We start from the raw sequence: 11,200 nt of genomic DNA on the forward strand, positions 1-11,200 counted from the left end.
CTTGTCCAACACCGCCAGCACCGCCGACACATGCGCGGTGCCGATAGCGCCGTCTGACCAGGCCTGCGCCACATGCGGATACCTCGTCGGCACCTGCTCACCGGCCAACGAATACGTCGGCAACAACGCCGCGATCTGCCGACGCCGCACCCCCGCATCGGTGATCCGCAACCGCGACACCAGAAAATCAGTGAATCGGGCGAACCCCTCCAAGGCGACCACACCACGCTCATCGCAGTCGACCAGACGCTGTAAACCGACAAACCCCAACCGCCGCACAGCACGCTCATGCGCCTGCGCAACACCAACAATCTCCGCATACGACGCGCTGGTCGTACCGACCGCGCTGATCCGGTCGAGCAACTCATCGAGCTGACGATAAAGGCCAACCACCTCAGACACCTGCTCGCCAGCAACATGATCCTCGGCCATCACACCCCCCAGTGTTTCGAACCCGTGTTCGAATATACGCCGTCGCCGCGGGATCGACAAGAGGAGTTCAGAGATTGTTTCATGCTCCGACTCGGAAGCCGAAACATGTTGCGCATCAACGAGTGTGATCACCAAAAGACCACAGGGCGTGAGCGTTCTCCACACGTCGCGGTCGGGCTCGGCGACCGGGATGGCACCCCCGCCGCGGAAGCACGGCGGTACCTCACACCGCACCTCGCCGAGACTCCAGATCCTGTTTCGCTCTTGTGAAAACGCCCACGCGCGGCGTCGTCCTCTCGTAGCGTTCCCGGCATGGATTACATGTGGACCATGCCCTTGGTGGCTTTCCTGTCGTGCATCGTCATCGGGATCGGATTCTGGTTCGGGATTCCGGGCAACCGCGACTGACCCGAGCGCGATGAACGGGGTGCCTCGCCATGCGGGGCACCCCGTTCCTCGCTGCGCCGGCACCACCCACTATCGGTCGGTGACCGTCCCGCGCCACCGACCGATCACGGTCATCGAGTGATAGATGACCAGCGCGGCCCCGGCCCCGAGTGCGATGCCGCCGAAGTCGAGATCACCGATGACCCAGGTGAAGTCGGCGATACCGATCACCAGGGGAATGGCCGCGGTGAACTGGTTGACGGGGCGGGAGAAATCGACCCGATTGGTCACCCAGATGTGTACGCCCAGGATGCCGACGAGCCCGTACAGGGCGGTCGTCACACCGCCGAGCACGCCGGGCGGCACGGACGCGATGACCGCCCCCACCTTCGGCGACAGACCGAGCAGGATCGCCGCGATGCCGGCGATCCAGTAGGCGGCCGTCGAGTACACCTTGGTGGCGGCCATGACCCCGATGTTCTCGGCGTAGGTCGTCGTGGCCGAACCTCCGCCACTGCCTGCCAGCACGGTCGCCAACCCGTCGGCGGCCAACGCCCGACCGACACGCTTGTCGTAGTCGACTCCGGTCATCGTGGACACCGATTTCACGTGCCCGATGTTCTCCACCAGCAACACCAGGACCACCGGCAGGAACATCGGGATGACCGACACCTCGAACGACGGCGCGTGGAAGTCCGGTAGGCCCACCCACGCGGCATCGGCGATCGCGCTCGTGTCGACCTTGTCGCGGACCAGGGCGAACAGGTAACCCACGATCACGCTCACGACGATGGCCAACCGGCCCAGCAGACCTCGGAACAGCACGATCGAGGCGATCAACGCCACGAGCACCACGGTGGCGGTGATCGCATCCTGCTCATAGTTGGTCTTCGCCGTCGGCGCGAGATTGAGCCCGATCAACGCGACGATGGTGCCGGTGACAACGGGCGGCATCAGGATCTCGATCCATCCGATGCCCGCGACATGGGCGACGGCACCGATGACGATCAGCAGCACTCCGATCACCACGATCCCGCCGAGTGCGGCCGATTGGCCGTGAGATGCGGTGGCCGCCAACACCGGTGCGATGATCGCGAAACTCGAACCGAGGTAGCTCGGCAACCGGTTGCCGGTGATCACCAGGAACAGCAACGTGCCGATCCCGGAGAAGAAGAGGGTCGTCGCCGGCGGGAATCCGGTCAGGACCGGAACCAGGAAAGTCGCACCGAACATCGCCACCACGTGCTGCAGTCCGATCCCGACTGTGCGCGGCCAGCTGAGTCGTTCATCCGGACCGATGACTCCCCCACCGTCACTGAGCCGCCACGACAGGAACCCACCCGAACGTGTCTTCGGTGTCGTCATGCGGATCAGTCTGCGCGATACCGACGTGCCGCGCGTCCCGAAACGGTGATCGTCGGGATCGTGACGGGCATCACCACACGCAAATATGCATATCAGATTCCAATTATGATCTACTCATCTCATGCAGCTGACCCGGTTCACCGATATCGGCCTCCGGGTTGTCATGCGCCTCGCGGTGGCGGGCGAGAGCCCTTCGGCGACAACACCGATGACGGCAACGCCGTTGACGACAAGGGCCCTCGCAAACGAGTTGGCGGTGCCCTACACCCATGTGGCCAAGGTCGTCGGACGACTTTCCGAGATGGGTGTCGTCCATGCCCGACGCGGCCGTTCTGGCGGGCTCGCCATCACCGAACTGGGCCGTGATGCACAGGTCGGTTGGCTCGCCCGGTCCCTCGAGGGAGAGGACGAGGTCATCGACTGCGAGGGGCCACAGCCGTGCCCGCTGCGCCACGCCTGCCGGCTGCGCGGCGCACTCGCCCGTGCACGTAACGCATTCTTCGCCAGCCTCGACGACGAGACCGTCGCAGACCTCGTCCGCGAGCCGACGGCAGGAGTGCTGCTGTCGCTCACTGCCCGACCGGAGTCGTTGCCCGACAACGATTCACGGTCCCCCAGTCCCGCCCGGAACGCCTGACGGGATCCACCCGGAAGATCGGAGTCACCATGTTGTCCGATGCGCAACGCAGCACCCTGGCCGCGACCCTACCCGCCGTGCAGGACGCCCTCGCCGACATCACCCAGCGGTTCTACCGCGGCATGTTCACGGCCCATCCGGAGCTCCACGACGATCTCTTCAACCGCACGCACCAGAAGTCCGGCGAACAGCCCCAGGCTCTGGCGGGGTCGATCGCGGCCTTCGCCCGCCTGCAACTCGAACCCGATGCGCGGCGTCAGCGGTTCATCCTCGACCGAATCGCCCACAAACATGCCTCGCTCGGCGTGACCCGCGACCAGTACACCGTGGTGCACGAGCACCTGTTCGCGGCCATCGTCGAGGTCCTCGGCGATGCGGTCACGCCACCGGTCGCCGATGCCTGGGACCAGTTGTATTGGGACATGGCCGATCTGCTGATCGCCTCGGAAGCAGACCTGTACGCGCGTGCGGGCGTCACGCCCGGCCAGGTGTGGCACGACGCCCTGGTGACCGAGCGCGCCCAGATCTCCCCCGACACCATCGCGCTGACGCTCACCGACCCCGAGCCGAACACGTCACTGCCCGGATTCCGGCCCGGCCAATACATTTCCGTTCAGGTACCCCTCGCCGACGGTGCACACCAGATCCGGCAGTACTCCCTGACGGGCACACCCGATTCGCCGCGGTGGCAGTTCAGCGTGAAGCTGGCCGGCGAGGTGTCGGCGTACCTCCACGAGCAGGTCTTCGAAGGCGACCTGCTGCACGTCAGCATGCCGTTCGGCGATCTGGTCCTTCCCGATGACGACCTCCCGCTGACGCTCGCCTCGGCGGGCATCGGATGCACGCCGGTGATCGGGCTCCTCACGGCGATGGCCGCACGAGGTGACGAACGACCGGTGACGGTCCTGCACGCGGACCGCTCGCGGGACCGGCAGCCGCACCGCGGGCAGCTCGCCGCTCTGGTCGAGTCCCTCCCGCAGGGCCGTCTGTACCAGTGGTACGAGAAGGCGTCGTCGCATGTTCTCTCCGATGCGGTTCGCACCGGCCAGATGGCACTCGATGATGTGGCCATCGATCCGCGCACCCACGTGATGCTCTGCGGTCCGACAGGATTCCTGTCCTCCATGCGAGACGAGTTCCTCGCCCGTGACATCGCCGCCGAACGCATCCACTACGAGACATTCGGTCCCGAGCTGCTGCGGTCAGGCGCCCGATGAGCACGCCCGCCGCCATCGCCATAGCGGCATGCTTCCTCTGGCTCGGCATGGTGCTGGCGATCTCGTTCGTGGAGGCGCCCCTCAAGTTCCGCGCCCCGGGAGTGACGCTGCCGATCGGACTGGGCATCGGCCGCCTGGTGTTTCGGGCACTCAACACCATCGAGGCGGTGTGGGCGGTGGTCATCGTGATCGCGGTCGTCGTCGGGACCTGGGATGGCCCGGCCGTCGCGATCTGTACCGGCGTGGCCATTGCCGCCCTGGCGGTCCAACTCGTGGCGGTGCGACCGGCGCTCACCCGCCGATCCGATGCGGTCCTGGCCGGGCACGAAGGGCCGCGTAGCCATGCACACCTGGTCTACGTCGCGCTCGAGGTGGTGAAGGTCGCCGCACTCATCTGGCTCGGAGTCGTACTCCTCGCATAGCGCGGGTCTCCACAGCGGGTCGCCAGCGTTGATCTCCACAAAAGGTTGGTCTCCACAGGATTGGTCTCCACAGCGTTCTCCCAGGCGTACGCCAGCCCATCCGCAGTTGCTCTACCTACGTTCAGTCCGTCGGCGACGTCGCCGACGGACTGAACGCAAGGAGAACGACATGCCCCAGCCAGCACCTCGCCCCGGCAACCACCCCCGTCCGGCGCCGCATCCCGCACCGCCGCGCAAGCGTCGCCGTCGCCGGGTGTGGAACCGTCGTCTGCACCGCTGGGATTGGCAGTGGTTCTGAGCGACGCTCGCTGAGCCAACCCAACCGTCATTCCGCCGACCACGCCCTGCGTGGTCGGCGGATTGCTGTCGTCTGGCATCCCCCGCCCCTCCTGGGATTCGGGCAGGTCGGTCGAGCTCCAAGCCATATGAACCTAGTTGCATAGTGCGTTGGTGCAGTGTTAGCTTTGGGGTCATGGCGCTCGAACATGCGATCCTCGTGTCGCTGGCCGAACGACCCGGAACGGGCTACGAGATCGGCCAGCAGTTCGACCGATCCATCGGATACTTCTGGTCGGCCACCCATCAGCAGATCTATCGGACACTCAAGAAGCTGCACACCGACGGTCTCGTCAGCTTCGAATCCGTCGCGCAGGACGGGCGGCCGGACAAGAAGGTCTACACCATTTCCGACGAGGGCCGTAAAGCGTTGTCGGACTGGGCGGTCAGTCCCACACCGCTGCAGCCCCTGCGCAGCGACATCGGCGTCAAATTGCGTGCCGCCGAGTTCGGCGACCTCGCCGCCGTCATCGGCGAACTCAAGGTCCACCGTGACGAGCATCTCGCACAGCTCAAGCTCTTCAACACCTTTCGCGAGAACTATTACCCGAACCCTGACTCCCTCACCGGCCGCAAACTGCACCAGTACCTGGTCCTGCGCGGCGGCATCCGGTCCGAGGAAGGCTTTGTCGATTGGTGTGACGAAGTCCTCCAGAGCCTGGAACGTGAACTCACCCAGATCAATTCGACTCGACCGACGTCTTCGGACACAGACTGACCCACACCGGGTCGACCGACACAGAAAGGACTGGCCATGACAGCCCCATCGGCACAGCCCGCGCAACGCAATCCGCATTTCCCCCATCTGTTCGAGCCCTTGCAGATCGGTGGGATGACCCTCGAGAACCGTCTCGTGATGGGTTCCATGCACACCGGCCTCGAGGACCGGATCTGGGACACCGACAAGCTCGCCGCCTACTTCGCCGAACGCGCCCGCGGTGGCGCCGGACTGATCATCACCGGCGGATTCGGCACCAGCCGCACCGGGCTGCTGATGGCGTTCGGCGGCAAGATGACCAACGTCGTCGACATGAAGCGCCATCAGCGCGTCACGAAGGCCGTGCACGACGAGGGCGGCAAGATCGCGATGCAGCTCATCCACGCCGGCCGCTACGGCTACACCCCGTTCAAGGTCGCACCGGGTAAAGAGCCCTCCCCGATCCACCCGTTCAAGCACCTGCGGATGACCGAACCGATCATCCGTCACGTCATCAAGAGCTTCGGCCAGTCGGCGAAGCTGGCCCGGCAGGCCGGTTACGACGCCGTGGAGATCATGGGTGGCGAGGGCTATCTGATCAACCAGTTCCTGTGCCCGCACACCAATGACCGCACCGACAAGTGGGGCGGGTCCACCGAGAATCGCCAGCGCTTCCTGGTCGAGGTGATCAAGGAGATGCGCCGCCAGGTGCCCCGCGACTTCCCCATCATCTTGCGTCAGTCGATCGCCGACCTGGTCCGTAAAGGTCAGACGTGGGACGAGATCGCCCTGATGGCCCGCAAGGCCGAGGAACTCGGGGTCGACGCCATCAACACCGACATCGGTTGGCACGAGGCGCAGGTACCCACGATCGTGACCTCGGTGCCGCGCGGTGCCTTCGTAAAGTTCACCGAGCGACTCCGCGACGAGGTGTCGATCCCGCTGATCGCCGCCAACCGGATCAACACCGCCGAGTTCGGCGAGGAGATCCTCCGTCGCGGACGCGTGGACGCGATCCAGATGGCGCGACCGTTCCTGGCCGACCCCCACCTGGCGAACAAGGCTCGCGATGGCCGCACCGACGAGATCAACACCTGCATCGGGTGCAACCAGGCATGCCTCGACCACGCCTTCGTCGGTAAGCACGTGTCGTGTCTGGTCAATCCGCGCGCGGGCCGGGAGACCACGCTGGTGCTCGGCCCGACCCGAAAGGCCAAGCGCGTGGCGGTGATCGGCGCCGGTCCGGCCGGGCTGTCGGCTGCCGTCTCGAGTGCCGAGCGCGGCCACAAGGTCACCCTCTTCGAAGCCGGCGACGCCATCGGCGGGCAGTTCGAGATCGCCTCACGCATTCCCGGCAAAGAGGAGTTCAAGGAGACGATCCGCTACTTCACCCGCCAGATCGAGGTCCGGGGTGTCGACGTGCGGCTCAACACCCGGGTATCCGCCGACGACATCACCGCCGAGAAGTTCGACGACGTCATCGTCGCGACGGGCGTCACGCCGCGCATCCCGAGCATCCCGGGCGTGGATCATCCGATGGTCATGTCGTACGCGGAAGCCGTTCTCGGACACCGCGAGATCGGCAAGCGCGTGGCGGTGATCGGTGCCGGCGGTATCGGCTTCGACGTGAGCGAGTTCCTGACCACCGACGAGTCGCCGACGCTGAATCTCAAAGAATGGGAACAGGAGTGGGGTGTCACCGAGGACGGCGAGAAGCCCGGCTTCGTCACCAAACCCCGCCCGCTGCCCGCGGTCCGACAGGTCTACATGGTGCAGCGCAAGCCCGGCAAGCAGGGCAAGACACTGGGCAAGACCACCGGTTGGGTCCACCGCGCCCAGATGAAGATGAAGGGTGTCGAACAGATCTCCGGCGCCTCCTATGACCGCATCGACGACGCGGGACTGCACCTCAGCTTCCGCGACGACGAGGGCAACATCACCGACACCCGCGTGCTGGAGGTCGACAACGTGGTCGTCTGCGCGGGCCAGGAGTCGGTCCGTGACCTCGTCGATCCGCTGACCGAGGCAGGCGTCATCACCCACATCATCGGGGGCGCCGATTACGCAGGCGAACTCGATGCGAAGCGCGCGATCCGCCAGGGCACCGAGGTCGCAGCCGGTATCGCCTGACCACGACGGACGGCATGGCGGTTACCATGACCGCCATGCCGATCCCGTCTGCCACCCCGTCCGCCCGTGCCGTCGTGACCGGCGCATCGTCGGGCATCGGGATGGCGTTGGCCTGGGCCCTCGCGGCCCGTGGTCATTCGCTGATCCTCGTCGCCCGGCGCGGCGACATCCTCGAGGACCTGGCCGCACAGCTGCGCACCACTCATCACGTGGCCGCCGAGGTCCGCGCCGTCGACCTGTCCGATGCGGCCGCCGTCGAGGTTCTCTGCGGTGAGCTCGCCGAGCGCGAGATCTCGGTGCTGTGCAACAACGCCGGGATCGCGACCTTCGGTGCCGTCAGCGATCTCGACGCCGACTACGAACGCGCACAGGTTCGGCTCAACGTGAACGCCGTACACGATCTGACGCTGGCCGTCCTGCCCCAGATGGTGGCACGCGGGTCCGGCGGCATCCTCATGGTCGGCTCCGCGGCAGGAAACATGCCGATCCCCAACAACGCGACCTACGCGGCGACCAAGGCGTTCGTGAACACCTTCAGCGAATCTCTACGCGGGGAGGTCGCCGCACAGGGCGTGCACGTCACGCTGCTCGCGCCCGGCCCGGTGCGCACCGAGACGCCGGCAGCCGAGGACGCCTCCATCGTCGACCGGATGGTCCCAGACTTCCTCTGGCACTCCTCGGCCAAGGTCGCCGAGATGAGTCTCGATGCATTGGAGCACAACAAGATGCGTGTGGTTCCGGGCACCTTGTCCAAGGCGATGTCGGTGGCAGGCGGGTACAGCCCGCGGGCGATCGTCGCGCCCATCGTCGGGACCTTCTACCGCAAACTCGGCGACGGCTGACCCCGACCGCAGCACTGCGGATTGCACGTCACGGACGCTCCGCGCAAAACTGGGTGAAACTTCACCCGCATTGCCTGCAACGTCCGCGGGTGGTGACGAGCAACGTCGCCCATCGCACGTGCGCCGCCTGCATGCGCCGCGACGGCGGGTGACCGTCAGCGACGCCGCCGACGACCCGTCCCGAAGATCGCCCGGCTGAACTCACGGCCTGCCTGACTCGCCGCGTTGCGCAGAAAGTTCTGCATCGGCTTGCTGGTGAGGATCTCGGTGAACGCCCCTGGCTTGTCCGGTTCGGCGGCGGGCGGCGACGACGGTGGCGGTGGCGGCACAGCATCGGCAGGCTCGTCGGGAGCGAGCGTGTTGGCCGCCAGTTTCTCGTATGCCGACTCTCGGTCGATCGTCTGACCGTACTTCGCGTACAGCGGGCTCGCCTTGGCGGCCGACGTGATCGCCTCGGCCCCAAGCGCTTCCATCGAGGATCGAGGCGTCCGGATCACCGTCCAGGCCACCGGGGTGGGCGCACCCTTCTCCGAGAGCACGGTCACCACCGCCTCACCGATGCCCAGTGAGGTGAGCGCCTTCTCGATGTCGTAGACCTCCGAGGTCGGATACGTCTTCACCGTCTTGGACAGCGCCTTCTGGTCGTCGGGAGTGAACGCGCGCAACGCATGCTGGATGCGCGCCCCGAGCTGCGAGAGCACCTCGTTCGGGATGTCGGTGGGCAGCTGCGAGCAGAAGAACACCCCCACCCCCTTGGAGCGGATCAGCTTGACGGTCTGCTCGACCTGCTCCTTGAACGCCTTCGACGCATCGTCGAACAGCAGGTGCGCCTCGTCGAAGATGAACACGAGTTCGGGCTTGTCCAGATCTCCCACCTCGGGCAGGAACTCGAAGAGGTCGGCGAGGATCCACATCAGGAACGTGGAGAACAATGCGGGGCGCGAGGATTGCGCACCGAGTTCGAACAGGGTGATGATGCCGCGACCGTCGGGACCCACCCGCAGCAGATCCGTCGGCTCCACCTCCGGTTCTCCGAAGAAGGTGTCGCCGCCATCGGCCTCCAGATTGGTCAGCGCACGCAGGATCACCCCGGCGGTCTGTTTCGAGACACCGCCGAGCGCCTTCAGGTCCGCTTTCCCCTCGTCGCCGGTCAGATGCATGATGACCGCCCGCAGATCCTTCAGATCGAGCAGCGGAAGCCCACGCTGGTCGGCCCAGTGGAAGATCAGACCCAACGTCGACTCCTGAGTCGCGTTGAGCCCCAACACCTTGCTGAGCAGAATGGGGCCGAACGAGGTGATGGTCGCCCGGATCGGGACACCGATTCCGTCGGCGCCCAGAGAGACGAACTCCACCGGCGACGCCGACGGCTGCCACTCGTCGCCGGTCTGCTGGGCGCGTGCAGTGATCTTGTCACCGACGACACCTGGCGCACTCAGCCCCGACAGGTCGCCCTTGATGTCGGCCATGATCACCGGGACCCCGTTGGTCGAGAGCTGCTCGGCGATCATCTGCAGCGTCTTGGTCTTGCCGGTGCCCGTCGCCCCGGCGACCAGACCGTGCCGGTTCATCATTGCCAACGGGATGCGAACCCGGGCCGTCGGATCTGCCTGGCCGTCCACCGACACGGTGCCGAGTTCGAGCGAGACGGAATCGAAACCATATCCCGCGGCGATGGTCTGCGCGGCGTTGTTCGGATCGGTCACTGGCTCGGTCAAGATGGCGTCCTCTCGTGGTGTCGAACGACCTCGCTCACGACAGTGACAATAGCGGTCAGCGCTCCCCGCGAATGGCGGCGCGACTAAGGTTGACCGGATGCAGGACAAACTCGTGTGGATCGACTGCGAGATGACCGGACTTCGACTCGAATCGGACAAACTGATCGAGATCGCCGCGCTCGTCACCGACAGCGAACTCAACATCCTCGGCGATGGCGTGGACATCGTCATCCACGCCTCCGACGACGATCTGGCCGCCATGCCCGAGGTCGTCACCAAGATGCATGCGGCATCCGGTCTCACCGACGAGGTCCGCGCATCGACGGTGACCGTGGCGCAGGCGCAGGAACAGGTCCTCGACTACGTGCGCAGCCAGGTGACCACGGCAGGCTCGGTGCCCCTCGCCGGCAACTCGATCGCCACCGACCGGGGATTCATCGCCCGTGACATGCCGGAGCTCGATGGCTACCTGCACTACCGGATGGTCGACGTGAGCTCGATCAAGGAGCTGTGCCGTCGCTGGTATCCGAAGATCTACTTCGGACAGCCGCAGAAGGGACTCGCACACCGCGCTCTGGCCGACATCCGGGAGTCCATCCGCGAACTCAAGTACTACCGGGAGGCCGCCTTCGTCCCGCTGCCTGGACCCGATATCGACGACCTCGCGAAGATCGTGGAGGACCTCGGACCTGCGTGAACACGCCGAATCGAGGCCGATTGGAGTTCGGGGGCCTCGACCCGCTAGAGTATGACCCTGGCTCTGGAACACGGTGGTCATCCCCGTGTGACGGACGCCGATGGTGGATGTAGTTCAGTTGGTAGAGCACCAGGTTGTGATCCTGGCTGTCGCGGGTTCGAGTCCCGTCATCCACCCCGACGAGTGGGAGATCCTGATCCAGGGTCTCCCACTTTTCGTCGTGCGGCCACCGTTGCGGGTGTCGCGAAGCCCATCGTGGGTTAATGGCCAAAATGTGTGTATGGCTGTCGGCGTGTCTTGGTCGGGTTAGCGTGATCGTC

Annotated in this window: 10 protein-coding genes, 1 tRNA gene and 1 pseudogene; 9 read left to right on the top strand and 3 right to left on the bottom strand. The window is 65.6% G+C overall.

Annotation, left to right across the window (positions count from 1 at the left end):
* Positions 1-432, bottom strand: a pseudogene (locus tag AAFP35_RS26070) (HNH endonuclease); the annotation flags it as partial.
* A 477-nt stretch (positions 433-909) separates the two neighbouring features.
* Positions 910-2,184: a uracil-xanthine permease family protein gene (locus tag AAFP35_RS26075; protein WP_419224597.1), complete on the bottom strand. Its 1,275-nt coding sequence runs from the start codon at positions 2,182-2,184 to the stop codon at positions 910-912.
* Positions 2,185-2,305: 121 nt separating this feature from the next.
* On the opposite strand from AAFP35_RS26075, the gene AAFP35_RS26080 reads away from it, so the two are divergent.
* From AAFP35_RS26080 to cmrA, 7 genes are all read left to right on the top strand, one after another.
* The gene (locus AAFP35_RS26080; protein WP_419224598.1) at positions 2,306-2,821 is read left to right on the top strand and encodes an RrF2 family transcriptional regulator; all 516 of its coding nucleotides are present in this window, start codon (positions 2,306-2,308) and stop codon (positions 2,819-2,821) included.
* A gap of 29 nt (positions 2,822-2,850) precedes the next feature.
* Positions 2,851-4,038, top strand: a complete 1,188-nt coding sequence (locus AAFP35_RS26085) for an FAD-binding oxidoreductase (protein ID WP_419224599.1) — start codon at positions 2,851-2,853, stop codon at positions 4,036-4,038.
* Complete coding sequence (locus AAFP35_RS26090; RefSeq protein ID WP_419224600.1) at positions 4,035-4,460, top strand: hypothetical protein; 426 nt, start codon at positions 4,035-4,037, stop codon at positions 4,458-4,460. The genes AAFP35_RS26085 and AAFP35_RS26090 overlap by 4 nt, the downstream gene beginning before the upstream one ends.
* Before the next feature lie 169 nt (positions 4,461-4,629).
* A complete protein-coding gene (locus tag AAFP35_RS26095) occupies positions 4,630-4,758 on the top strand; it encodes a hypothetical protein (protein WP_419224601.1) in 129 nt (42 codons plus the stop codon).
* 174 nt (positions 4,759-4,932) lie between these two features.
* The gene (locus AAFP35_RS26100) at positions 4,933-5,514 is read left to right on the top strand and encodes a PadR family transcriptional regulator (protein ID WP_419224602.1); all 582 of its coding nucleotides are present in this window, start codon (positions 4,933-4,935) and stop codon (positions 5,512-5,514) included.
* A gap of 36 nt (positions 5,515-5,550) precedes the next feature.
* Positions 5,551-7,623 carry an FAD-dependent oxidoreductase gene (locus AAFP35_RS26105; RefSeq protein ID WP_419224603.1) on the top strand — a complete coding sequence of 691 codons (2,073 nt, stop codon included), beginning with the start codon at positions 5,551-5,553 and terminating at the stop codon, positions 7,621-7,623.
* A gap of 26 nt (positions 7,624-7,649) precedes the next feature.
* Positions 7,650-8,465, top strand: coding sequence for a mycolate reductase (cmrA, locus tag AAFP35_RS26110; RefSeq protein ID WP_419224604.1), 816 nt, complete (start codon positions 7,650-7,652; stop codon positions 8,463-8,465).
* Positions 8,466-8,620: 155 nt separating this feature from the next.
* Here the strand turns inward: cmrA and AAFP35_RS26115 are convergent, their stop codons facing one another.
* Positions 8,621-10,171, bottom strand: a complete 1,551-nt coding sequence (locus tag AAFP35_RS26115) for a helicase HerA-like domain-containing protein (RefSeq protein WP_419224606.1) — start codon at positions 10,169-10,171, stop codon at positions 8,621-8,623.
* Positions 10,172-10,280: 109 nt separating this feature from the next.
* Here AAFP35_RS26115 and orn point away from each other — a divergent pair, with 109 nt between their 5' ends.
* Complete coding sequence (gene orn, locus AAFP35_RS26120) at positions 10,281-10,880, top strand: oligoribonuclease (protein ID WP_419224605.1); 600 nt, start codon at positions 10,281-10,283, stop codon at positions 10,878-10,880.
* 103 nt (positions 10,881-10,983) lie between these two features.
* Positions 10,984-11,056: transfer RNA gene (locus AAFP35_RS26125), tRNA-His, on the top strand.
* Positions 11,057-11,200 lie beyond the last annotated feature (144 nt).

It is taken from the genome of Gordonia sp. CPCC 206044 (assembly GCF_048537895.1).
Taxonomy (GTDB): Bacteria; Actinomycetota; Actinomycetes; order Mycobacteriales; family Mycobacteriaceae; genus Gordonia.